The organism is Ulvibacterium sp. (assembly GCF_028285715.1).
Classification (GTDB): domain Bacteria; phylum Bacteroidota; class Bacteroidia; order Flavobacteriales; family Flavobacteriaceae; genus Ulvibacterium.
In genome coordinates, this window is record NZ_JANQOO010000035.1 from 77,574 (window position 1) to 101,601 (window position 24,028).

20 protein-coding genes are annotated in these 24,028 nt (G+C 44.1%); 10 read left to right on the plus strand and 10 right to left on the minus strand.

Annotated features, from left to right (window positions below; all coding sequences use genetic code 11):
* The first annotated feature begins 2 nt into the window (after positions 1–2).
* From Q0993_RS18215 to Q0993_RS18230, 4 genes are all read left to right on the plus strand, one after another.
* Positions 3–2,552 carry a PVC-type heme-binding CxxCH protein gene (locus Q0993_RS18215; RefSeq protein ID WP_299535811.1) on the plus strand — a complete coding sequence of 850 codons (2,550 nt, stop codon included), beginning with the start codon at positions 3–5 and terminating at the stop codon, positions 2,550–2,552.
* A 6-nt stretch (positions 2,553–2,558) separates the two neighbouring features.
* Positions 2,559–3,572: a TIM barrel protein gene (locus Q0993_RS18220; protein ID WP_299535814.1), complete on the plus strand. Its 1,014-nt coding sequence runs from the start codon at positions 2,559–2,561 to the stop codon at positions 3,570–3,572.
* Positions 3,573–3,740: 168 nt separating this feature from the next.
* Positions 3,741–4,385, plus strand: a complete 645-nt coding sequence (locus Q0993_RS18225) for a DUF2975 domain-containing protein (RefSeq protein ID WP_299535816.1) — start codon at positions 3,741–3,743, stop codon at positions 4,383–4,385.
* Between the two features lie 9 nt (positions 4,386–4,394).
* Positions 4,395–4,607, plus strand: a complete 213-nt coding sequence (locus Q0993_RS18230) for a helix-turn-helix transcriptional regulator (RefSeq protein WP_299535818.1) — start codon at positions 4,395–4,397, stop codon at positions 4,605–4,607.
* Between the two features lie 22 nt (positions 4,608–4,629).
* Here Q0993_RS18230 and Q0993_RS18235 read toward each other — a convergent pair whose 3' ends face one another.
* From Q0993_RS18235 to Q0993_RS18245, 3 genes are all read right to left on the minus strand, one after another.
* On the minus strand, positions 4,630–5,739 hold the full coding sequence (locus Q0993_RS18235; RefSeq protein ID WP_299535820.1) for a ThuA domain-containing protein: 1,110 nt from the start codon (positions 5,737–5,739) through the stop codon (positions 4,630–4,632).
* Positions 5,740–5,827: 88 nt separating this feature from the next.
* Positions 5,828–6,667: a sugar phosphate isomerase/epimerase gene (locus Q0993_RS18240; RefSeq protein WP_299535823.1), complete on the minus strand. Its 840-nt coding sequence runs from the start codon at positions 6,665–6,667 to the stop codon at positions 5,828–5,830.
* 143 nt (positions 6,668–6,810) lie between these two features.
* A complete protein-coding gene (locus Q0993_RS18245; protein WP_299535825.1) occupies positions 6,811–8,058 on the minus strand; it encodes a sugar MFS transporter in 1,248 nt (415 codons plus the stop codon).
* A gap of 240 nt (positions 8,059–8,298) precedes the next feature.
* On the opposite strand from Q0993_RS18245, the gene Q0993_RS18250 reads away from it, so the two are divergent.
* The 6 genes from Q0993_RS18250 to Q0993_RS18275 all read left to right on the plus strand — a co-directional run bounded on the left by Q0993_RS18250 (position 8,299) and on the right by Q0993_RS18275 (position 17,146).
* Positions 8,299–9,345 carry a TIM barrel protein gene (locus Q0993_RS18250; protein WP_299535827.1) on the plus strand — a complete coding sequence of 349 codons (1,047 nt, stop codon included), beginning with the start codon at positions 8,299–8,301 and terminating at the stop codon, positions 9,343–9,345.
* A 67-nt stretch (positions 9,346–9,412) separates the two neighbouring features.
* Positions 9,413–10,567: a Gfo/Idh/MocA family oxidoreductase gene (locus tag Q0993_RS18255; RefSeq protein ID WP_299535829.1), complete on the plus strand. Its 1,155-nt coding sequence runs from the start codon at positions 9,413–9,415 to the stop codon at positions 10,565–10,567.
* A gap of 69 nt (positions 10,568–10,636) precedes the next feature.
* Positions 10,637–11,749, plus strand: coding sequence for an alcohol dehydrogenase catalytic domain-containing protein (locus Q0993_RS18260; RefSeq protein ID WP_299535831.1), 1,113 nt, complete (start codon positions 10,637–10,639; stop codon positions 11,747–11,749).
* A 196-nt stretch (positions 11,750–11,945) separates the two neighbouring features.
* Entirely contained in the window at positions 11,946–12,962 is a 1,017-nt protein-coding gene (locus Q0993_RS18265) for an NAD(P)-dependent oxidoreductase (protein ID WP_299535833.1), read from the plus strand.
* Positions 12,959–13,930, plus strand: a complete 972-nt coding sequence (locus tag Q0993_RS18270; RefSeq protein WP_299535835.1) for a Gfo/Idh/MocA family oxidoreductase — start codon at positions 12,959–12,961, stop codon at positions 13,928–13,930. Before Q0993_RS18265 ends, Q0993_RS18270 begins: the two co-directional genes overlap by 4 nt.
* Positions 13,931–13,957: 27 nt before the next feature.
* Entirely contained in the window at positions 13,958–17,146 is a 3,189-nt protein-coding gene (locus tag Q0993_RS18275) for a PVC-type heme-binding CxxCH protein (RefSeq protein WP_299535837.1), read from the plus strand.
* Between the two features lie 3 nt (positions 17,147–17,149).
* On the opposite strand, the gene Q0993_RS18280 is transcribed toward Q0993_RS18275, so the two are convergent.
* The 7 genes from Q0993_RS18280 to Q0993_RS18310 all read right to left on the minus strand — a co-directional run bounded on the left by Q0993_RS18280 (position 17,150) and on the right by Q0993_RS18310 (position 23,969).
* Positions 17,150–17,488, minus strand: coding sequence for an L-rhamnose mutarotase (locus Q0993_RS18280; protein ID WP_299535839.1), 339 nt, complete (start codon positions 17,486–17,488; stop codon positions 17,150–17,152).
* 58 nt (positions 17,489–17,546) lie between these two features.
* Positions 17,547–18,635 (minus strand): amidohydrolase family protein, encoded by a 1,089-nt coding sequence (locus Q0993_RS18285; protein ID WP_299535841.1) that lies wholly within the window; start codon positions 18,633–18,635, stop codon positions 17,547–17,549.
* A gap of 108 nt (positions 18,636–18,743) precedes the next feature.
* A complete protein-coding gene (locus tag Q0993_RS18290; RefSeq protein ID WP_299535843.1) occupies positions 18,744–20,159 on the minus strand; it encodes a hypothetical protein in 1,416 nt (471 codons plus the stop codon).
* Complete coding sequence (locus Q0993_RS18295) at positions 20,149–20,370, minus strand: hypothetical protein (protein WP_299535845.1); 222 nt, start codon at positions 20,368–20,370, stop codon at positions 20,149–20,151. The genes Q0993_RS18290 and Q0993_RS18295 overlap by 11 nt, the downstream gene beginning before the upstream one ends.
* Positions 20,367–21,140 carry a 3-ketoacyl-ACP reductase gene (locus Q0993_RS18300; RefSeq protein WP_299535847.1) on the minus strand — a complete coding sequence of 258 codons (774 nt, stop codon included), beginning with the start codon at positions 21,138–21,140 and terminating at the stop codon, positions 20,367–20,369. The genes Q0993_RS18295 and Q0993_RS18300 overlap by 4 nt, the downstream gene beginning before the upstream one ends.
* Complete coding sequence (locus tag Q0993_RS18305; RefSeq protein ID WP_299535849.1) at positions 21,137–22,585, minus strand: hypothetical protein; 1,449 nt, start codon at positions 22,583–22,585, stop codon at positions 21,137–21,139. Before Q0993_RS18305 ends, Q0993_RS18300 begins: the two co-directional genes overlap by 4 nt.
* A 1-nt stretch (position 22,586) precedes the next feature.
* Positions 22,587–23,969 carry a hypothetical protein gene (locus tag Q0993_RS18310; RefSeq protein ID WP_299535851.1) on the minus strand — a complete coding sequence of 461 codons (1,383 nt, stop codon included), beginning with the start codon at positions 23,967–23,969 and terminating at the stop codon, positions 22,587–22,589.
* Positions 23,970–24,028 lie beyond the last annotated feature (59 nt).

Consider the following 24,028-nt stretch of genomic DNA (forward strand, 5'->3'; position numbering starts at 1 on the left):
ATTTGAGCATAATTTGCACTGTGGTATTCTTTGTTTCCTGTGCAGGAGAGCCCTTATCAAATAAGGGTATTATTCTCCATGATCCCAATCTTTCCATACAATTGCTTGCAGAACATCCAAGCGTTAAGACGCCGATAGGGATGGCTATTGATGCAAGGGATGCCGTCTACGTTTTGGAATCCCACACCCATACTCCTCCAGATGACTATCAAGGACCGAAATTTGATCTGATAAAAAAATCGGTCGACGAAAATGGTGATGGTATCCCAGAGAAATGGACGGTTTTTGCGGATAGTATAGAAGATGGTATGAATCTGCATTACGATTTGGAGCACGGTTTGTTTTTGACCACTAAAAATGGTGTATTCCAATATCTTGATCAGGATAAAAATGGTGTAAGTGATTCGAAAAAACAGCTAGTTGCCATGGTAGAACCTCAAAATGTCTACGATCATGCGGGGATTTTAGGACTGGCCATTGGTGAAGATGATTGGCTCTACGTCTCAAGGGGAAATGTAGGGGGAAACCCTTGGACTATCCAGGGAACCGATGGTTCGCAAATCGAGGGATACGGTGATGGTGGTAATGTTTTTCGATGTAAGCTTGATGGTAGCCAATTGGAGGAGATAGCCACCGGTTTTTGGAATCCGTTTGACTTAAAGTTCAATGGAGAAGGTCGACTTTTTGTAACCGATAACGACCCTGATAGCCGCGGCCCAAATCGATTGATCGAAATTGTACCTGGCGGGGATTACGGATACAAGTCGGTATATGGCGGAAGCGGTATTCATCCTTTTTCTTCATGGAATGGGGAGTTACCGGGAACATTGCCTTTTTCCGCTCCTTTAGGAGAGGCACCTTGCGCCATGATCGATGCGAGTTTTACTAATTTTGGAGACTCATACGCTTCTCAGATGTTGGTGAATATTTGGGAGGAGAACAATATGGTTCATATTCCTTTGGACCAAAATGGTTCCTCTGTAAAAGGTATTCCTGAGGTTTTAATTCAGGGAGATTCCTCTTTTCATCCCGTTGCCTTGGCTACAAATAGTAGGGGAGATTTGTTTATCACCGATTGGGTCTTACGGGAGTATCCCAATCACGGTAATGGGCGTTTATGGAAAGTAAGTTCCAAATCAGTTACCGCAAAACAACCTTATTCCGGCCCTAAAATCAATAGATTTAAAAAAGATACCAGAAGCATAGAACAACTTATTACGGACCTCAAACCAAAGGACCCTTTTGAATTGGCTGTGACCCGGCATTTCTTGGCAAAAAATGCAGGGTTGGAAGAGTTACTTCCTTTGGTAGAAAGTAATGATTCCCACCTGCGCTTGCAGGGTCTGCTAACCCTATTTAAGGTAAAGGAAAATCTGAATAGAACGGTTTTGCTTTCTTTGTTGAGGGATGAAAATCAGGATATTCAAAGGATGACCTTGATGTATATCGCTAAAAAAGGCATCACCGAAATGGAGCCTTATCTGTTAAGTGCATTGAGGGAAAGCCAAATACGACCGGAACTTTTCGAGACTTTTCTGGCAACCGTTCGCCATTTGCAACCCGATTTTATAGATGGCATGAGGAAAAAATCCGGGAGAAGTTCCAAAATTCCAAGAGCGTTGCCCAAATCATTTATTGAGGATATTTTGAAGAACCCGATGATAAGCGAGGAAGTAAAGGCCATGGCTTTGCCCTATTTGTCGGATTTTACTTCGAATAGGGAACTTGTCGCCGAGCTACTTGGGAATGCCGGGAATGGGAAACTTCAGATTGCCCTTATAAAGGCCGTTCAAAAAATACCGGGAGGGGATTTTAGCGATGCCCTCAGGAACATTGCCTTCAATACTGAGTTCATGCCAATTGCGCGATCAGTAGCCCTTCAGGAGCTGAGTTATAGTACCCAAAAATACATTGATAGGGTAGTGGGTATGCTTAAGGAAAATGATGAAATCCTGCAATATGCTGCCCTGAAGTATCTCTGTGCGACAGGACTGGACGACGCAACGCAAAGCGGGATTGAAGAATGGATAGCAAATTCGAAAAACCAAATTTCGAAAACTGCTTTTTCCATTTGGAATAATTGTGACAAAGATGGTACACCCCCGTTGAATAAAACTGCGTATGCAACAGCAACGGGTAACGGAGATTCTGAAATTGGGCGATTGGTTTTTGAAAATAGGGTAGGCCTCTGTACAACTTGTCATAAGATAAACGGTTGGGGAGGGTCTTTTGGACCTGAGCTGTCCAATATTGGAGGTAGTAAATCCATTTCGCAATTGGTCTCTGCGGTTTTGGAACCCTCATTGGAAATTTCCCCGGAATGGCAGGGCTGGTATTTGGTAGATGTTAAAGGGACTAGACATACGGGAAGACAGATCGATGTACATCTCAACTATGCCGAGTTGATGAACACGAATGGGGAATACGATACATTCAAAAATCCTAGGTCTTATGGGGTCATGGAAAGTTCCTTGATGCCCGAAGGGCTGGAAAGGACCATGACCCCATTGGAATTCAACGATTTAATCACATTTCTAAGCCATTTAAAATAGAGATTTATGAGCGATAGAAGAACATTTGTAAAACGTGTGGCCGGAACTGCGGCAGGTATGGCCATAGGTGTACCTATACAAAGTAATGCGTCCAATAAGAAAGAACAAGAGTTTCCCGGAGATAAAAAAATCAAGGATTTACCCCAAAATCCACTGGTGCTCTTTGATAATTTTCATATAGGAAATCGAAGATCCTATTCCTGGAAGGCAAAATTAGCGGCGGCCGATCATGCAGGTTTTGATGGATTTGAATTTGTTGGGTTAAATACCAAAACGGATACCTGGAATGAAGTTAGCGACCTTTTTTTTAAGACACGTTTTAAGGTTATGGGCTTTCATGGTACCACCCAGGCCGTGATAGATGGGAAAGCACCCGAAATCGATGAGGAAATCGACAAAATTGTAAATAACGTAAAAGCCTTGTCCCAATTGCCCATAAAGCCTTACTACTCTCTGTCCTTGAGTGGACGCGGAGAGTTAATAGGGGATACTATTGCCGAAAGTGGTTCGGCTAGGGCGGAAGATAGGCATTGGGAACGTGCCTACAAAATAGTCGCTGCTTTTGACAAAGCCTGTAAATCCTATGGGATAGTTGGTGCACTATACCCGCATACCCATTGGATATGCGACACGCCCCAGTCCGCCTTTAGGATATTGAAAGGCGCCAAAGCGAACACCATAGGCCCTTCTTTTTGCTCCCATCATTGGTATGCCAATGCGGCTTCGGATGAATTGGATGAAGTCCTAAAAAATGACTATATGAAGCGCTTAAATTATGTGGTCCTCACCAATGGGATTTTTTCACCGTCCAATTTTCAGGCAGTTCGTTTTAACGAAGGTCAGATAGATATGGCCTGGATGCTTGCCAAAATTTATGAATTTGGCTATACCGGTCCCATTTCCACACAAGGATGGCGTATAGGGGGAGACCCCTTGGTAGCCTGCAAACAATTCGTGGATACCATAAGAGCACTTCGAAAAAGATTTTCAGAACATCCGGAGCTATATCCGTTGATTTGAGCCGTATAATATAGAAAAGGATTTCATTATGGATAGGTAGGCAATTGCTGCCCTTTAAGTTTTCATCAATCCCAAAGCTTCCCACTAATCGCTATTTTTTATTAAAAAACAGTAATTATTTATTGTTTTTCAATAATTTTTTGTTTTTTTATAATTAAATTCGTTGTTATGGTAGTGAAAAATAGAGTTTATGGCGGTGCTCTTATTCAGTTTTTATTATGGGTGCTTAGAATTGGTTTTTTTCTTTTTGCACACGGAGTGATTATCTGGCTGATTTACAGCATTTTCATTTTTATTACCGGTGGTCCAACACGTCATATGGATTTTCCCGTGATGTTTTCCTTTGCTGATGAGGGTTCTCTAAAAACACTTAATGATGATTCGGCCGCAAAGTTTTATATGCGAGGTGCAACCGGAGCAATTATGTCAGATGAAGTTCCTAGAGGGTTTTTGGCCATATACAGCTTTATAGCCCTTTTGATCAAAGTTCTTTTTCTTCTTTCTTTGCGGTTGACAATTCGTATCCTGGATTCAGTGCGAATAGGAAAATTTTTCATTGTGGAAAACGCTATTCGATTAAGGTATATTGGGTTGTTAGGGATTGTGTTTTTTATTCTAGACCGATTGGGAACGGTAATTTCTGCATCCTATTTCAGTGATAGATTGGAATTTTCTGGCATGGTATTTACAAGTTTTAACCTGTTTTCTTGGGTTACGCTAAACTCTTTATTCATATCTCTTTTCCTTTTAGTCATTGCGGAGGCATTCCGTATCGGAGCACAATTAAAGGCAGAAAATGATTTAACTATTTAAGAAAAGAGCATGCCCATTGTTGTGAATCTTGATGTTATGTTGGCCAAACGAAAAATGTCTCTTACCGAGCTTTCGGAAAAAGTAGGGATTACCATATCCAATCTTTCCATTTTAAAGAAGGGAAAGGCAAAGGCTATTCGCTTCAGTACCCTTCAGGCCATTTGTGAAGTTTTGGAATGTCAACCTGGGGACATCCTCGAATACATTCAAGAACAAGAATGATTTTGATGATGTTTTAATGTCTTTATTCCAAATCTTCGATTTTCAATTGTTTTTCCAACCAGTACTCATCTGTTTGAAACCCATAGGCGGAGGGATCATACGCACCAATTAGATTTACATTGGCTTTTTCGGGTACTGGCATATCCAACGCCCAAAATACCCCATTGATCAAAAGTCTCCGGACACCTTCGTTCATTAGGTCACTGGAGGAGCCGATAGTGGAAGTAAAAGCTTTCCCCATTTTGCCATTTGGAATTTGATAACTTTTGGTCCAGGCAATTGGCATTAAGGTCTCGTTAACCGTAATTTCTTTGTCATTAACCGTAGCGATTTCATCATCGGTAGGCCTCATGCCATAAAAGACATCGTTCTCATCATATTCTCCTTTTCGATTGACAACCTGGCCTAAGACCACATGCTCCGCATCTCCTGGCAGAGGTAGTCTAACACCGTATACGTCCGTGGAGCCCCAAATTTCACCGTTTTCGATACCATTGGTAATGGGATGTGATTTGGTTTCTTCCGGGATAATTCCTCGGGTACTCTGATGTTTATGGTGGCCATGGTGCGTATGCCATTTCTCGCCTAAGACCAAACGACCGAAACCATCGGTCCATTCCTTCTTTTCCCCATTATAATAATTTCCATAATGTACGTAATTAGAGGTGGAATCCTCTGCGAAATTGAAAGCATGGGTAGCCGTTCTGATGGCAACTATCGGTTTTCCAGCTTTGAGATAATTGTCAATGGGTTTCATTTGCTCATCCGGTAATGCCCTAAAACGAGTAAATAGCACCATAGCGTCAGCGGTATCCAAGGCTTTCAGTCCGGGGATATTTTTTAAGTAATTGGCGTCAACTATACCGGGGCTATCCGGACGTTGGGCAAATAACACGGTACAAGTAAACCCGTGATGTTCGGATAATATTTTGGCCAATTGGGGTAGTGCCTCCTCGGACCGGTATTCCTCATCCCCGGAAACCAGGACTACATGTTTTCCGGTATCACCCTTCCCTTTAAAGGTCAATAGCTGCTTCGGCGCCTTCACCGTCTCTTCTGTCTCTTTCTTTTCCGTTTTTTGCCCACAGGCCATTAACAGCGCACAGAGCAAAAGGGTAGATAGTTTCTTCATATTTATCGATTGACTTTCAAGTTATGTATTTCGGTATTCGTTACCGGTTAAATTTTGTTTTTTCATTTACCACTTACCACTTACCACTTCAAATCCCCATTCCTTTTTTTATAAACTCCAATCCCTTTTGGTAGACTTCCTGCATAGGGGAATAATCGCGCCATACATTGATGGCATTTGCGAATTCCGGAATAATCGTACTAAAGGCCTCAATGGTCAACCATCCATCATATTCTATTTCCTTCAGGGTTGTAAAAACATCGTCCCACTGTACCTGCCCACTCCCAGGGGTGCCCCTATCATTTTCGCTAATATGTACATGTTTTAAATGGGGTGCTATTGTCTTTAGTGCCTTGGATTGACTTTTTTCCTCAATATTGCTATGGTGTGTATCGTACATAGCACCCAGGTTTGGATGGTCCACGGCCTCTACCAAGGTCCTAAGGTCCGCCATAGTATTGTACAGGTAACATTCAAAACGGTTTAAGGCTTCCGGGGCCAACATAATATCGGCTTCGGCGGCATACTCTGCCGCTTTGCTTAACATTTCGGCACTCCATTGGCGTTCCTCCAGCGTTGGAGGTTGCCGGGTAAAATGCGCAAAACTGGAATGCAAGGGGCCACATATGTTTTCAGATCTTAACGCTTGTCCATTGTCAATGGCCCACTTTAATCGGTCGAGTCCCGTTTGCCTGATTTTCGGATCGGGGCTCGCTATGTTTTCTTCCGGACTCAACCCGGTTACCGTAGTTACACCTAGGCCTAATTGGGCCAAATGATCTCCCAACTTGGAATAATGCGCCACATCGCCATCGCCCATGTAAAGCTCAATGCCGTCGTATCCCGTTTCCTTTAAATCGTCAATAATGGGATAATGCTCTTCCGTCACATGATTGGTCCAGAGCAAAAGATTCATTCCAATTTTCATCTATGTCAATTTAGTACAGTGTTTCAGATTTCAATACCATTTCCTAAAAGAAACAACCCCCACCTGTAATAGGCAGGGGGTGATTCTAAATCTCTATTTTTTTGACCAGTCTTGCAATTCCGAATGGCCACTATTTTTTATAGTTATGATGCGGCCGCAGCTGCGGCTTCCGGCTTCCGATTTTTTATCCAAAAATAAAGAATGGTAAATAGTATGATCAAAATACCAGGAAACAGGGTCATGGTTTCCAAAGTTGCTTGGCCGGAAACCAATTCCAGTTCATCTCCTGTAAGACCTGCAGCGGCGGCTTCAGCTTTGTCCGCATCGATCCAGCTACCAATGATGGGTTGGAAAATAGATGATGAGAACATCCCTACGGCACCTATGATGGATAGTCCCAGGGCACCACTTTTAGGGATTTTATCCGCCACAAAGCCAACCATATTTGGCCAGAAATAGGCAATGCCTAAGGCAAAAAAGATGGCGGCAACATAGGCCATAGTCCCTGTTTGGGTACTAAACAGATAAATACCAATAGTAGCCAAAACGGCCGATCCCAAGAGTACGCCGGTTTGATCGAATTTATGTACCATTTCACCACCAAAATATCGTGCCACAGCCATAATTCCCGTAACTAAAGCCAATATAATCATTGGAGATGCCCCACTTTTGGACAAAATCAGTCCTACCCACTGCTGGGGCCCGAACTCTGAAATTGCAGTGAGGGACATGCAGGCGATCATAAAAAGAAATAACGGGGAAATCATTGCTTTCAAGTTCCCGGTTAGGGTAGCACCCTCCTTGACTTTTGCCTTGGGCCAGGTCTGACCAAAGAAAAGATAGGCATAAATCAGGGTCGGAATCAATATGACCCAAATTTGGGATTCCCAACTCATGCCCATATCGGTCATTATCTTGGAAACGATACTTCCAATAACGATGCCTCCGGGGAACCACATATGAAAGCGATTCATCATCTTACTCATTTTGTTGCCCTCATAGGCATCGGCTATCATAGGGTTACAGGCTGCTTCGGTACATCCGTTCCCCAGTCCTATGAGAAGGGTAGAAATAAGGAGGCCCGTGTAACTGCCTGAGTAAATGGTCATAATGATTCCTATGGCATGCGCAAAGAAAGCAAATTGCATAATAGCCTTTCCACCTACCTTATGATAGATGAGTCCACCGATGACCATGGATATAGGAAAGCCCAAAAACCACATTTGGTTAATAAAGCCCAATTGTGTTGCGGATAGGCTCAATTCCTCTCCCAGTTGGGGGAGGATCCCCGCACGGATGCTAAATGATAAAGCCGTAGTGATCAATGCAAAACAACTACCATAAAATAGTCTTTTGTCGTTGATCATTGGGGCGGAAGCAGTATTTTCCATAAGTTTTTTGTTTAGGTTGATTAAAATCGATACTAAAATTTCAATTCAAGGTATAAGTTTACTTACTTTTTTGATATTATCATAATTATTTTGCGGTTGTCTTACTAGTTTGTCACAAAATAAAGGCCGCTGTTAAAAAAGCCACAATATTTATTTCATGAAATACATGATTTTAGCTAATTTAGTCCACTTAGTGTACGTACACACCGAAATTTTCAATACCCTAAACACGAAGATAAAATGCAACAGAACAATTATCCCAAATTGCACAATGCCTCTTGGCCTGGTGTAGTAGGAAAAGGTCCGGATTCCGAGCCTCCTATAGACATCGATACCATGATTGAACTTACCGCCAATGCCGAGGTGGACGGAGTAAAATTCGATGGTTTTGATCTATTCCTTTTCGACCCGCATATGGACATCGATGCTTCGGAAGATGACATAAAAAAAATGGCGGATAAGGCCACTTCCAAAAACTTGGAGATCGGAAGTCTGGTAGCCCCCGTTTGGACCCCAACGGGAGGGGGGTCTGCCATGGGCACTTCAGAAGAACGAAAACAGTTTGTGACGCAGGTACACAAATCCTGTAAGATAGGACAAAAACTTCGTGAGATTGGGGTTCGGCCAAACGGGATTATTCGAATAGATTCCTCAATAGATCCCGAAAGTTGGGCCCAAGACCCGGTTGGAAATACAAAATTGATTGCACAAACCTTTCGGGAGGCTTGCGATATCGCAGCGGATTATGGGGAATCGCTGGCCGCGGAGGGTGAAATCTGTTGGGGCGGAATGCACGGTTGGAAATCCATGATTGACACCTTGGAAGCCGTGGATCGTCCAAATATAGGTTTTCAAGCGGATATGGCACATACCTTATTATATCTTTTGGGCTATAACAAACCGGATGAGCGGATTCTTCCCGAAGATTTTCAGTGGGACGACAGGGCCACCTTAACGGAAGGGCTTAAAACCCTTACAGCTGCGCTGCGACCTTGGACCATAGATTTTCACGTGGCCCAGAACGATGGCACCGTATTCGGGGCGGGCTCCCATGATAAGACCGGTAGGCATTGCCAGGCCGCAGACCCCAATGGGAAATTGGACATTCCAGTTGATGCCGGACATTGGCTACGAAATGAAGATGGTAGCCTAACTAAAAGGTTCAAGCATATTTGCTGGGATGGTTGCATGTTTCCCAATGAAGTTATGATGCAGCCTAAGACTTGGAACGATGTTCTAGGGGCAATGATTAAGGTACGCGAGCTTCACGGATGGTACGAGGGGTAGTAATACAGGAAACACAGGTATTTTATAGGATGAAACACATTAAATAATTTAATAGCGATTACTCTAAATGGCAGACAAAAAAGAATTGAGAATAGGACTGATAGGATATGGTTTTATGGGTAGGACCCATAGCAATGCGTATAAACGTTTGGGCGATTTTTTCCCGGAATTGAAACATAAACCTGTGCTAAAGGTTGTATGTGCCCGAAACAAGGAACGGTTGCAAGCCTTTGCTGACCAATGGGGATATGAATCCATAGAAACCGACTGGCGGGCCGTAGTCGCCCGGGATGACGTAGATGCCATTGATATTTGCACCCCCAACAATATGCACGCGGAGATTGCCATAGCTGCCGCAGAGGCCGGGAAAATAATACTATGTGAAAAGCCATTGGCCAGAACCGTGGCCGAAGCACAACCTATGGTAGACGCGGTAGAAAAGGCTGGAGTTCCCAATACGGTGTATTATAATTATCGCAGGGTTCCGGCGGTAACCTTGGCCAAACAATTGATCGATGCTGGAAAACTCGGAAAGATATTTCACTACAGGGCCAATTTTTTGCAGGATTGGACCATTAGCCCAGAGCTTCCCCAAGGGGGGGAAGGTTTATGGCGGTTGGATAACGATGCTGCCGGATCCGGGGTCACCGGAGATCTTTTGGCGCACTGCATAGATACGGCCATGTGGTTGAACGGGGGCATTAAGGATGTTTCCGCAATGACGGAAACTTTTATCAAGGAACGAGTGCATACAAAGACCGGTGAGGTACAAAAGGTTGGCATAGACGATGCCTGTATTTTCCATTGCCATTTTGAAAATGGCTCTCTGGGTCTTTTTGAATCCACACGTTATGCCAGGGGTCATAAAGCCCTCTATACCTTTGAAATCAATGGGGAGCATGCCTCCATTAAATGGAACCTCCATGACCTGACCCGCTTGGAATATTTTGATCACCGAAATGAATCCATAGAGCGAGGGTGGCGATCCATTCATGTAACCGATGGTGACCAACCCTATATGGATAAATGGTGGGTTCCCGGTCTTTCCATTGGTTATGAGCACAGTTTTGTACACCAAGTGGCCGATTTCTTCAAAAGTATCGAGGATGGAACGCCCTGTTCCCCAACCTTTAAAGAGGCCCAGGAAACACAAAAGGTCTGCGAGGCGGTATTGAACTCCGCAAAATCAAAAAGCTGGCAGGAAACAGGTGTCGATTGGTAATGGTAAAACGACAATTTCCAAAACCAAATTAACTTCCATTTCAAAAAATTAATAAAGAATTTGTTCATAATGACCAATGCAATAAAAGGTTTTTGTCTCCATGGAAAGGAGAGAATATACCCTAACTCCGGGGTTTCCGTTACAAGCAATACTTCTGTAGTGGATATGGAGCTTCCCGAATTGAAGGAAGGCGAAATTTTGGCCAAGACCCTCTATACCGGAATCTGTGGTTCGGATAATAGTGCAAGCTTGGGAAAGCCTAATTTTGATTGGGTACAGCGCCCAAGGATAATAGGCCACGAATTTAGTGCCGAAGTATTGGAATTGGGGCCCGGGGAACATGGTGATGTAAAAGTAGGCGATGTTTTTACCCCCTTGGCCATGTTGGGTTGCCGAGACGAAAATTGTCCGGCCTGTATGGTAGGCAAATGGAATTTGTGTCCCAAGAAACAAATTATCGGATTTCATAGAAACGGGGGATTTGGTCAGCAGGTGGTACTGGAGTCAGATAGGGTCGTCCATTTAATCGATGGCCTTACGCCGGAACAGGGCGCTTTGGTAGAACCCCTCTCCATTATTGTAAATGCCCTTAATAATAAGTGCAACATAAAGCCAGGGCAGGATGTGGTTGTCACCGGTTGCGGGATTATAGGCCTTATGTCCGCAGAATTGGCAAGGGCGGCAGGGGCAAGGGTTGCCGTTACCGGAATAGCCCATGATCGGGATATTCGCTTAAAAAAGGCTAGGGAACGGGGTTTTATCACTATTGAAGTCTCTCCAGATAATACTTTGAGTGCCCAGTTGTCCAAGGGTGTTGTAGATGATCAGGGCATTCCCTTTGGAAATTACGGTAAGGTAGATTTGCTTATAGAGTGTTCCGGGGTACCTCAGGTATTGACCGAAGCCATAGACGTTGTCCGGCCGGAAGGGGATATCTGCGTCATTGCCACTTACCCCAAGGAAGTAGAGATTAACGCTACGCACCTTACGCGTACCTCCCTGAATATGCGGGGATCCATGGGGTCTTGCAGGGATGATTATATGATAGCCCAAAAACTCATGGTCACCGGTATTTTCCCATCGGAGCATTATACCAATTTTTATGATTTTGAGAATATTACACAGGCTTTTGAGGATTCCATTAGGGCCAACAATGTAAAGGCCGTGATAAAAATGAACTGATTTTTCACAAAGACCTAAGATATAAGACCTAAGACTTTAAACATGCTATGGATTGTTATATGATTTCATTTTATGCTGGCCAATGCCTAGTATATCAAACTAAAAATTCAAATTGAGAACCAGTCCATAATATAGCATCTAACGTCCAACATCTAATATCTAAAGTCTAGCATTTAATATCCAGAATTCAACATACATGCATACCATATTTATCACAGGAGGGACGGGTTGTATAGGTTCAGTAACTATTTACAAGTTATTGCAGTCCCCCGAAGTCCGTAAAATTGTCGTGGCCACGCGATCTAATAATACAGATCCCTTAAAGTTATGGCTGGGTGAGGAGCTGGATTCCCGTTTAGAGTTTATTACCCTTGACGTTTCGGATTACCAGGCCATAGATGCCGTGATGCAAAGCCTAAAACCTACCCATATTATTCATTTGGGCGCCTACCAAAGTCCGGATTGTTCTAAATATCATATCCGTGGCATGGAAATCAATACCGGTGGCACCATGGCTCTTTTTGATGCAGCGGAGAAGCTTCCAAATTTAAAAAGGTTCGTATTTGCAAGTTCCGGAGCAGTATATGGAATGCGGTCTATGTATCCACAGGCAACCATTACTGAAGATGTACCCTTGGCGCCTCCGAATCATTATGGAATCTGGAAACTGGCGGGAGAGCATTTGGCCCGTTTGTTCTTCGATAATACTCAGGTGCCCACAGTTTGCCTACGGATCAATACCACCTATGGGAAAGGAAGGGACAAGGGAAAGACATCAGCGCCTACCAATGCCATGAAGGCAATAGCCATGGGATCGGTCTCAGGGAAATTGATACCCTTTGAGATGCCCTATCAAGGACGCGAAAATTATCATTTTGTTGAGGACGTCGGCGCTCACTTTGCGGCTTGTACGCTACAATCGTATTCCGGTTTCGGTGCCTTTAACATAAAGGGGGAAACCATACCCATACCAACATTTCTGCAGATTGTTGAGGAACAGGCGAGTGCATTGGGTATGGGGAAGTTTGCCAAGCTTTCCATAATCGATGATGCGCCCCCCAATCTTTTTATTTGTGATTTGGATCATACCAAAATAGATGGAACATTTAAAGATTTACCACGTACCGCCATAGCCGAAGGGGTACGGAGGTCGCTACAAGAATTCAGGAAAATGGCGGAAAAGGACATTTTAGATTTTTCGATAAGCACATGAATACAATACGAATAGGATTACTAGGTGCTGGTGACGTGGCCAATTTGCATGCCGAGGCCATCAATGGTCTGGAGGGCTCAGAGTTGGTTGGACTTTGGAATCGCACCCCTGAAAAAGGTGAGATAAAGGCTGAACAATATGGTTGTAAGACCTATGCCACTGCAGATGATTTGCTCAATGACCCTAATATTGATGCGGTATTTATATTGACCAATATGGAAACCCATTGCGACTATACCATTAGGGCGGCTAAAGCGGGAAAACATGTTTTGGTGGAAAAGCCGGCAGCTTCTACTATTGAAGAATTGGAACGCATGAAAAAAGCTGTTGCCGAGGCAGGGATAAAATGTATGCCCGTTCATAACTATATTTATGAAACGGGGATTCGTCGGGCAAAGGATATGATTGAAAATGGGAAACTGGGGGAGGTGACACAATTTTACATGATGTATAATATTCATCATGCGGATGAGATTAGGGCCAGGTATCCCGGTGTAATTCGTCAGATTTTGACCCACCATAGCTATACCATGCTCTATTTGGCCGGAAAGCCAAAGACCATATCTTGTTTAAAGCATACGGTGGATGGTACCTTGGCGCCACAAGAAAATGTTGCTATGGCCAACATTCAAATGCAGAACGGAACCTTAAGTCATTTATGTGCCAGTTTTGCCAATGATGATCATGCCGGTGACCCATGGACCTGTATTATCAAGGTAATCGGTACCAAGGGCAGTACGCGTTATAGCTATCGGGATTGGGTAATCAACGATCGAAATGGGGCCCATTCGCAAACGTATTACTGCTATCCGGAATCCATTAAAAATACGACAACACATTTTATCAATAAAGTTTTACGGGAAGATGCGGCACCACTTTCCACTCTAGACGATGCCATTACGTGTCAACGAATAATAGAGGCATGTGAAAAATCGGTAGAAGAGGGGATACATGTAACCTTCAAATAAAAAGTAATCAACCAAAGTAACATTTAGATGAACAGAAAGATAAATCGGAGCAAAGGAAAAGCACTATTGTTTTGCCTCGCCTTGTTGATAATGGGCTGTAGTAAAAAGGAAGGCCCTGTATTGGAATTGAAAAAAGACTCCCACATTGTCTTAATAGGAAATAACTTAGGTTCCAGAATGCTAAATTTTGGTCATTTCGAAACAGAAATGCAGTTGCGATATCCAGATAGCCTTTTATTTATTCGAAATATGTGTGATCCAGGAAATACACCTGGTTTTAGGCCACATTCTTCTAGGAATTCTCCTTGGGCCTTTCCCGGGGCGGAAAAATTTCAGGATGAGTATGCCCAGAAGTCCGGTAGTATAGGACATTTCCCGTCCGAAGATGAATGGCTTACACAGCTGGGGTCGGATATAATCATTGCTTTTTTTGGCTATAGCGAATCGTTTCAAGGCCCGGAAGGCCTGGAAAACTACAAAAATGAGTTAAAAGCTTTCATTGACCACACGAAGGAACAACAATACAATGGAAAATCTGCACCCCAATTGGCCTTGGTATCTCCTATTGCCTTTGAAGATCTGTCCTCTCAAATGGATTTACCCAATGGTCAAAGGGAAAATCAAAATCTGGCGCTTTATACCCAAGCCATGGAAGAGGTGGCCACAAAGGACAGTGTTCTTTTTGTAAATGCATTTGAATCAAGTAAGAAGTGGTTCAAGGATGCGCAAGAGAACCTTACAAAAGATGGTTTCCAGCTAAATGATCTAGGCTACCAAAAATTCGCCAAGTTTCTGGTAGATCAAGTATTTGGGAAGCAAAAAAACAAAGCTGGGGATAATCGCGACTTGGTACACGATGCAGTGATGGAGAAAAATTGGTTTTGGCATAACGATTTTAAAATTCCCAACGGGGTACATGCCTATGGAAGACGTTACGATCCCTTTGGGCCGGCCAACTATCCCTTTGAAATAGAAAAGATTCGCCAAATGACAGCGATTCGCGATAGTGCCATATGGGAAGCTACCAAAGGCAAAATAGTTGACTTGGCCGTTGCTGATGCCAAAACCAGATCGTTGCCACCGGTAAAAACGAACTATGATCCCGGTCAGGGTGATGTGGAAGCCGGATATTTATATGGGCAGGACGCGTTGGATAAGTTTGAAATCGCGGATGGCTATAAAATAGAGTTGTTCGCCTCGGAACAGGAATTCTCCGATTTGGCCAATCCCGTTCAGTTATCCTTTGACAATAAAGGAAGGCTTTGGGTCGGGGTTATGCCGTCGTATCCGCACTACAAGCCTGGGGACAGTAAACCTAATGATAAACTCATTATTTTAGAGGATACCGATAAGGACGGTAAAGCTGACAAGCAGACTACCTTTGCGGACGGTCTACATTTGACCATAGGATTTGAATTTGCTCCGGAAGGCGTGTATGTCTCCCAGGGAACCAACCTTGTTTTATTGAAGGACACCGATGGGGACGATGAGGCGGATGTTACGGAAGTTATCCTAAGTGGTTTTGACGACCACGATACACATCACACGGCCGGGGCCTTTACAGCAGACCCCTCAGGGGCCATTTATATGGGAGAAGGTGTGTTTTTGCATACCAATGTGGAAACCGCCTATGGTCCTGTTAGGGGCACGAATGGAGGCTTTTATCGGTACAGTCCACAACGAAATCATCTGGAGCGAACGGCACAATTGCCAATTCCCAACCCTTGGGGTATTGCCTTTGATGAATGGGGACAGAACTTTTTTGCGCATACTTCGGGCCCCGATATGACCTGGATGATGCCAGGTAGCATTAAACCGCGATACGGAAGGGCTTCCCCTTTACCTAAAAATTTGATACAGGAAGAACATCGGGTACGGCCCACCTCCGGTCTGGAATTTATTTCCAGCCGCCATTTCCCCGATGAGGTTCAGGGAGATATCATCATTAACAATACCATAGGTTTCTTGGGGACCAAGCAACATACCATGGTCGACGACCCGAATAGTTCAGGATACAATAGTCGGCACAGGTTGGATTTGATAAGCTCCACGGACACCAATTTCCGTCCTGTAGATATGGAGTTTGCCCCGGATGGTTCGTTGTACTTGGTAGACTGGCATAATGTTCTGGTAGGGCATATGCAACACAATGCCCGCGATCCCTTGCGCGACCATGTTCATGGTAGGATTTACCGAATTACCTATCCATCCCGACCTCTGGTAAAGCCCGCAAAAATAGTGGATGCCACTATTGATGAACTTTTGGAAAATCTAAAACTACCGGAATATCGCACGAGGTATCGCACCAAGAGGGAACTTAGGGCCAGAGACAAGGCTCAGGTATTGGCAAAATTGGAGGATTGGGTCAAAGGTTTGGATAAAAACGACCCAAAATACGAGCACCACGCATTGGAGGCTTTATGGGTAACTTGGGGGCTCAATGCCGTTGACGATGAATTGCTACAGCAAATGTTGAATGCCAACGATTTTCGGGCTAGGGCCGCAGCGGTAAAAGTATTGCGTTACGTGGGTCATCAAATCGATAATCAAGACGAACTGCTATTGAAGGCTGTTCAAGATGATAATCCTCGCGTCCGTTTGGAAGCTCTTGTAGCGGCATCCTGGTTGGACAAGGAAATTGGAAATCCAATTCTACAATCCGCTGGTAACATGCCTTTGGACGATTGGATGGAATTGCCTTATGAGGCTGCGGTTGCCCATTTAAACGGTTATAATTTAGGAGAAGGTGGACGGTATTCGGAAAAATTTGGTGATGGCAGTTTAAAGACCAGCCTTGAGGGTGAGGAAAAGGAACTCTACATTTTGGGGCAGGGAATTTATGAACGGGAAGGTTTTTGTGTTACCTGCCACCAGCCGGACGGTAATGGCCTTACCGCCTCCCAATTTCCGCCCTTGGCTGGCGTACCCTGGGTTACCGGAAACGAGGACCGGCTTATAAAACTTACCTTAAAGGGAATTATGGGCCCAATAGAGGTAAAGGGCAAGACCTATCCAGGACAAGTCCCTATGACTCCTTTTGGGGGAATGCTGGATGATAAGGAAATCGCCGCTGTGCTGACCTACGTCAGAAACAGTTTTGGCAATAAAGCTTCGGCCATCTCCCCAAATAAGGTGAAAGAAGTGCGGGAAAGCATCAAGGACAAAGAAGGATTTTACTTGGCGGAAGAACTTCTAAAGGAACATCCCATGGAATAGGATTCAGGAAGCCTTAAAGTCGAATATCTTATCCATGGGCAACCATTTCTCGCCTGGTTTGGCCATAGGTAAGGCCTGTTGGTATTCCCACATGAGTACTTCCCATTCCTGAACTTTTACATTATCGGCATCCATTTGGGCCTTTCTATCAAAAGAGAAGGAATCCTCTACCTCAATGATCATAAACAGTCGATTCCCGACCCGATAGATTTCCATATGTGAAATACCGGAATCTTGGAGGCTGTCCAATACCTCTGGCCAAACCTCCCTATGGTATTCCTCATATTTTGCGATTAAGGTCTCATCGTTCTTTAGGTCTAATGCCAAGCAATGTCTTTTCATGGGTTGTTACATTTAATATGTTGTATCTTAAATTGACAGTGGTTTAATTATCCGCTCCCTATTTTAGTTTTAAAAAGTTTACTGCATTTTGATAATATACCTTTTTAAGGATATCGATAGGCAAGCCCAGGCCACGGGTTTTTTGTCCCCGTATCTCCAAGGAATCCGTACCACTTAGGTAATTCCATAACAGTCTATAATTGGTATCAAGCAATCTTTGTTCTTCCTTAAGTTGGGCATTTTCAATGGAACTTTGCGGTATACTATTTCCATAATCGGTACCAAAAAATACCCTATCCTGATATTTTGTGAGAAAGGCCTTTACCTCATCGCTATCCTGACTCGCCAAATCTCCAAACCTAGCGGCTGTCTCTACGTACATATTTGGAAATTTGTCCAGCCGTTCCGCCACCATATCCACATTGTGGGACATACTGCCCATATGGGCGCCTAAAATTTTTAGATTAGGATTTTTTTGAATCCAATTGTCCCTCGCAGAAATAATAGTCTCGTAAGACGGTATCTCGGGAAAGTTGTAAGCGTGGTACTGCGGGTGTCCCATATAATATCCATAATGTGGACTTTTGGGATCCAATTTCCGCCAAGCCTGTAAAGGTTCTGCAATATGGGCCAGTACCGGGATTTGTTTGGATTTCAAAAAGTCCCATATGGGCTGTAAACGGGGATCGTCAATTTGAATATATTTCCCAGAGGCATCTTTGGTTACCATACCAAAATTCTTCCATACCTTCACCATTCTGGCCCCAGAATCGATTTCCTGGCTTAGTTGTTCGATAGTTTTTTTGGCATAATCCGGTTCATCTATACCCACCCCGATAATCGCGGAACATAAACTAAACATTTTGGGATAAGTTTGAGCATGGGTCAAGTAATTATCCCAACTTCTAACGATACCATTAGGGTCTTCTCGGTAAACATCCACCAGAACACCTTGCATATTCCATTTTTTAAAGAGTGCGGGCAGGTATTCCCTGGAATATTTAAAATGTACATGGATGTCTATTTTTTTTAACGTTCCTTCATCCATGGCGATTGGCGTTTCGCTATGGGAAGATTGACTTTCCGCTTTTGGCTTGCAGCCAAAAAAAACACTTATCACAAACAAGACAAATATGGTGTTTTTCATAATCGCCGTTTTAAGCTGTACCGAGCAACTGATACTTTATTCTTATTGCTACAAGAACTCTGTCCTATAAATGTAATTATTTTTTTGCCGATACCTTTGCTAGGCCATTCAATCGCTTAAGGTAGTGCCCTTGGCCTTACCGAGCAGGAAAACTTCCAAAACACTGGCAATAGCCAGTATTGCGAACAGGGACAATTCAATTTCCAAGACCCCTATTTTAGATGGAATCATTCCTATTTTGGCAAGGATGAAAATAATCAAGATCATCACAGTGACCACGGGCATCAGCAGTGAGGGTTTTCGAGAGCTTAGTATTCCCACCAGGATCATAGGCCCCATCATGGCCGTACCCGTAAAACTGGTCCTGGCCAATAGGACCAAATGTTCTGTACTAAGGATGGAAAAAATAAGGGCCAAAATCCCAAAAAGGAAAATAAAAATCCGGGTTATCAAAACCGCCTTTTGATCCCTTAGGGTAAGCAAAGATCTTAACTCGGAGCCTAAGGCGAATATCTGGGAATCAGAAGTTGAAATGGCAGCCGCGATCAAGCCTATTAATCCTAATGCGGCAATACCTTCGGCTTGATCGTACAAAAGCACATGTCCGATGAATTCCTGGGTCGATGCCTCTGGGTATAGCACGGCTCCATACATTCCCATAAAGAGCGTGGGAAGAATGATCAATATGGCCACAATCCCAAGCCCAATGGCCATTTTTCGCAAGGCCGAACTACTTTTCATGATAACCACCCGAGTAGAAATTTGGGGTTGAGTAAAAGGCAAGGAAATGATGGCAATCGCGGAAATAATCAAAAATTGGGTGGTAAAGAGCCCCTTGGGACCTGGAACGGAAAGCAATTCATTGCTTATGGACTCCACTTTATTAAACATAGAGGGGATACTCCCAAAATGACTTATACAGTTCCAACCGATAATCCATATAGTTATAAAAAGAAGGATACCCTGCAAGGTGTCATTGTACATAATCGCCCGGAGCCCCCCTGTTTCACTATATAAAATCATGATACCTACAATAATCAAACTCCAGGCCCATACCGGAATCGCATCTGGAAAGGCTGCATTTAGAAATATGGAAATACCACTGATCTGCACTGCGATGTAGGGAATCAAAAAAATCACTGCCCCTCCGAAGGCCACATAACCTGCTAATTTGGCCCCATAGGTATTGACCATTAAACCGGACATTCCCTTAAAATCCAGTTTTCTTGCTTTTCTTCTGAGCATTTCCCCTATGCGGATCAAGGCATAGACCATCATAGTATCCGACACCGCCAAAAAAATCCAGGCACCAATACCGTGGGTTCGGAAAAAGTCAGGCATTCCTATTACGGTAAAGGCACTGAACAAGGTTGCGGCTGTCGTAAAAAGTCCAATAACAAATCCGATATTGCCACCACCCAATAAATAGCTGGAAGTAGTCTTTTCCCTAACACGGGTACGTCTTACCAGAAAGACCAAGATACCTAGATAGATTACCCCCGCTATTAAAAACTTAGTCAGCATTGTTTTCTTCTTTGTTTATGACGGACACCAAGTAGGCGAGGATTACGAATAGGAAACTGACCAATAGCCCGGTCCATAGCGCATAGGGAAATCCCAAAACAAAAGGTCCGGCCACATGTTGTGGGGTTACCAACGGACTAAACGATGCAACAAAGGCAAAAATGGCGAGACCATCCAAAATTTTTAAAAGAACAACACGTCGTTTTTTCATAATCTAGGTGTGGTTAATCCTCCATCGACCATAATCACTTGTCCGGTAGAATAGGGAAATCTTCCTTCCACTAAAGCGAGAACCGCCTTGCCAACATCCTCAGGGGATCCTATCCTGGATTGAAGGGTGAGTCCCATATCAATCATTTCTTGGTATTTCCGTAGCACTTTTGCCGTCATATCGGTTTCAATGACCCCTGGCCTCACCTCATATACCGGTATGCCAAATTCCCCTAGTTTTGTAGCGAACAATTGGGTCATCATACTTAGCCCGGCCTTGGACAAACAATACTCTCCTCGATTGATGGAAGCCGTGGTAGCACTAATGGATGATATATTGATGATGCAAGGAACATTTTCTTTATCCCTATCCTTGTGTTGTATCATGTGATCGGCCACTTTTTGGGTAAGGAAAAAAGGTCCCTTAAGATTAATGTCCATGACCCGATCGTAGCTTTCTTCCGTAGTCTCCAATAAGTCAAGTCTTTTTAGAGGTCCGACACCTGCATTGTTGACCAGCACATGAAGTTGCTCAAACGTTCCCAATACCTCCTCAATTACTTTGCTCCTGTCTTGGGCAATTGCGATATTTCCTTGACAGTAGATTACCTTTTGGGCGCCAAGTCCTTTCAACTCTTCCAAGACCTTTATAATGTTATTAGCTTCCCTTATCCCATTGATGGCCAAATTGCAACCGGCTTTTGCCAATTCCCTAGCTATTCCCAGTCCGATCCCTCGGGATCCCCCGGTTATCAAAACATTTTTTGTCATAAGCCGGAACTTTTTTTGAACGCTTTCAATTCGGCGGCTTCAGGTTTTCCCTTGTAATAGGGATCTAAAGGAAAACAACCGGAGATCATACCTATTCGGGGTGCCGTGGTACAATCGGAAAAGGTTCTGCAAATTTTACCTCGGGTCAGTGTTCTACCATTTAAAATATCATCGGGCATATCCGGGTAACTCAGTACCATTCTCCCCAAACCGACAAAATCTGCCATTCCATTCTCCACAACGGCCTCTGCCACATGGGGCAGCCATTCCTGAAGATAGGAATAAGCCGATCCTACAATGGCCATGTTTGGGAATCTTTTTTTTATTTCATGGGTAACCTGGATCTGACGTGCCACCCCAAGAAGCGGATCTTCGGGAGGAAGATAACCATCTGAAGGTGGGAAAAGTGCCGGTCTTTGAATATGGGGAACATAATACGGGCTTCCCGCGGTAATACATACCATTTCGATTCCCATTTTCTCCAAATGACCGATCATCTCAAAAACTTCTGAAAGATCAATACCCGTACCTGTATCGTTCCCCCCGAACGCCTCATGGTATGTAGAACCCAATTTTTCAGGAACTCCAATGTCGTTTTCTCCCTGGGTAAATGGAATCCAGTCAAAGGCACTAAGTCTAACGGCAATGGGAATATCACTGGTAGCTTTGATACCTCTGACAATGGAGGTAAGGAAACGCGTACGATTCTCCAAAGAACCCCCATATCTTCCATCGCGATTAAAGGCGCTAAGAAATTCATGACCCAAATAGCCATGGCAGTGCTTAATATCTACAAATTGGAACCCTGCCTCCTTTGCAAGAGCCGCTGCCCTTACAAAATCTTGTACCAACCCATCAATCTCGTCATCGGACAATACCGGATAATGTTCAGGGATATTGAATTTTTTATCCAGGACGGAATGGCGATATACAATTTTGGGCTTCCGCTTACGATCATCATCAGGAATGGCAAATCTACCGGAGTGGGTGAGTTGCAGACCCACATATAAGTCGGACGAAGTTCCGAATTTGGATTCGTGGGCTTGAATCAAATCAGCATACAGAAGCCTGAATGCTTCTAAATTGGCTTCATTGATCAGCAACTGATTGGGGTTGGCCCTCCCTTCCGGGTTTACGGCCACAGCTTCACAGCCCCAAAGTAATTTAGCCCCGCTGGTGGCAAAATTGTGCCAACGCCTCTTGGTCATTTTGGAAGGCCGACCTTGGAGGGTTCCATCCCAACCTTCCATGGGAAGGATGCAAAATCGATTGCCAATGGTCTTGCCGGATCGTAGTCTAAAATCATGACCCATAATGGAATGTCCAGGCTCATTTAAAATATCCCTAAAAGGTAAGTCGGCCTCGATTTTGGACAGGTGCTGTAAAAAGCTTTCAGCCGTTTTCAATTGTGCTATACGCGGGAATCTAGGTTTGGATTTGGCCATATTATGATGTTATACCTTTAAAAAATGTATAATATGAATTACCTCTTATCATCTCATCCAAATACAATGCCAGTTCCCTGGCATGATAATCTCCCCACATACAGGCCTCCGCATTAGGAATACTACTGCCTTTTGGAATATGGTCCCAACCATTGGGACGGTGATAGATGGCATGTAGGATCAATCCCTGATGATTTTCTTTTATACTGAGATATGGCTCGCTGAAAAGATTGTCGGCAATGGTCAAACCAGCGGACCAATACCTATCTGCATCGGCCCCGTTCTTGCCCTTCAGGTAGTTGCCCAACCTCAATAAGCCTTGCGCTCCGATGGCCGCTGCCGAACTGTCTACAGGTTCATGATCATTTAAGGGATTTGATTTTTTATTCCGCCAACCCGGAAGATGGAATAAACCCGGTGCTCCGGTATCCCAATATGGGATTCCATCGGCTGCGCTGTTTTCCAAATAAAAGTCGCAAGTGGCCCGTGCCGCCTTGAGAAAAATTTCCTCCAGTTGCTTCTTGCCTCCGAATTCATCCAGCCCTGGTAGCTCCTTTTGGCTTTGTAGAAATTCCAACTGTTCCGAAAAGCCCAACATGGCCCAACTGAGACCTCGGGTCCAGGTTGAGAACCCGCTATATCCCTGTTGGGTGGAAGGGGAGCGAAAGTTTCCGTCATTGGTATTAAAGATAGCTTCATGGGCCGTTCTTCCCCAAACGTCATAGCTATCCCGTCCCTCACCATAATAAATGGAATACTGGGCCGTAGCCAAAGCATGTTGGTAGGCCCTTTTGAGCAAGTTTATCTTGGAATCGTTCTCACCGGATGAGTGGTGTCCCAACATATGGCCTGCTACCAGGATTCGAATGGTCCTCATGGTATCCACAAATAGGGAGTGTGGACCGTTGAAGGAATAGATATAGCCTCCCTGAGGAAGGGTGGTCCAACGCTGTGCCTGGACCGAGGCCGATAGCTTCAATGCCAAAACACAGAGTTCCTTTGTTCCCTGGTCTTTTGGAATTTTCCCCTCATTCAAGAGTCTTAACAGGTTACCGTAAGTGCTAAGATTATTGAAGCCATGATCATGAACACCAAAATGGCTGATATGGGCCGGCATATGGTCCTTTATATGATCAATGCCAAGATCAAGAAAGTAGGTATCCCCGGTTGCATCAAATTGCAAGAGTTCCGAACCATACTGGAAACCTTGTGTCCAATCCGTCCAACTTCTTGGCTCATAAGTTCCGTTTACGGTGACTACAGGAGATCCGGAAACACCTTCCAGATGAGAAGCCATGCTCTTTATTTTCTGTCCGGATAAGGCCCATAATCTGTCTAGCTTGTCCTTAAGGTCTTGGGGTTTCAGTTGGGGGTTTATTTGCATACGTTCAATTTGCTTTAGAGCGGTCTAACAGGTTTCTGAAAGAGAAGCTCATCCATCAA

Coding starts and splice junctions, on each gene's coding strand:
- Q0993_RS18220 (WP_299535814.1), top strand. CDS start 2,559: ATGAGCGATAGAAGAACATTTGTAAAACGTGTGGCCGGAACTGCGGCA.
- Q0993_RS18225 (WP_299535816.1), top strand. CDS start 3,741: ATGGTAGTGAAAAATAGAGTTTATGGCGGTGCTCTTATTCAGTTTTTA.
- Q0993_RS18230 (WP_299535818.1), top strand. CDS start 4,395: ATGCCCATTGTTGTGAATCTTGATGTTATGTTGGCCAAACGAAAAATG.
- Q0993_RS18235 (WP_299535820.1), bottom strand. CDS start 5,739: ATGAAGAAACTATCTACCCTTTTGCTCTGTGCGCTGTTAATGGCCTGT.
- Q0993_RS18240 (WP_299535823.1), bottom strand. CDS start 6,667: ATGAAAATTGGAATGAATCTTTTGCTCTGGACCAATCATGTGACGGAA.
- Q0993_RS18245 (WP_299535825.1), bottom strand. CDS start 8,058: ATGGAAAATACTGCTTCCGCCCCAATGATCAACGACAAAAGACTATTT.
- Q0993_RS18250 (WP_299535827.1), top strand. CDS start 8,299: ATGCAACAGAACAATTATCCCAAATTGCACAATGCCTCTTGGCCTGGT.
- Q0993_RS18255 (WP_299535829.1), top strand. CDS start 9,413: ATGGCAGACAAAAAAGAATTGAGAATAGGACTGATAGGATATGGTTTT.
- Q0993_RS18260 (WP_299535831.1), top strand. CDS start 10,637: ATGACCAATGCAATAAAAGGTTTTTGTCTCCATGGAAAGGAGAGAATA.
- Q0993_RS18265 (WP_299535833.1), top strand. CDS start 11,946: ATGCATACCATATTTATCACAGGAGGGACGGGTTGTATAGGTTCAGTA.
- Q0993_RS18270 (WP_299535835.1), top strand. CDS start 12,959: ATGAATACAATACGAATAGGATTACTAGGTGCTGGTGACGTGGCCAAT.
- Q0993_RS18275 (WP_299535837.1), top strand. CDS start 13,958: ATGAACAGAAAGATAAATCGGAGCAAAGGAAAAGCACTATTGTTTTGC.
- Q0993_RS18280 (WP_299535839.1), bottom strand. CDS start 17,488: ATGAAAAGACATTGCTTGGCATTAGACCTAAAGAACGATGAGACCTTA.
- Q0993_RS18285 (WP_299535841.1), bottom strand. CDS start 18,635: ATGAAAAACACCATATTTGTCTTGTTTGTGATAAGTGTTTTTTTTGGC.
- Q0993_RS18290 (WP_299535843.1), bottom strand. CDS start 20,159: ATGCTGACTAAGTTTTTAATAGCGGGGGTAATCTATCTAGGTATCTTG.
- Q0993_RS18295 (WP_299535845.1), bottom strand. CDS start 20,370: ATGAAAAAACGACGTGTTGTTCTTTTAAAAATTTTGGATGGTCTCGCC.
- Q0993_RS18300 (WP_299535847.1), bottom strand. CDS start 21,140: ATGACAAAAAATGTTTTGATAACCGGGGGATCCCGAGGGATCGGACTG.
- Q0993_RS18305 (WP_299535849.1), bottom strand. CDS start 22,585: ATGGCCAAATCCAAACCTAGATTCCCGCGTATAGCACAATTGAAAACG.
- Q0993_RS18310 (WP_299535851.1), bottom strand. CDS start 23,969: ATGCAAATAAACCCCCAACTGAAACCCCAAGACCTTAAGGACAAGCTA.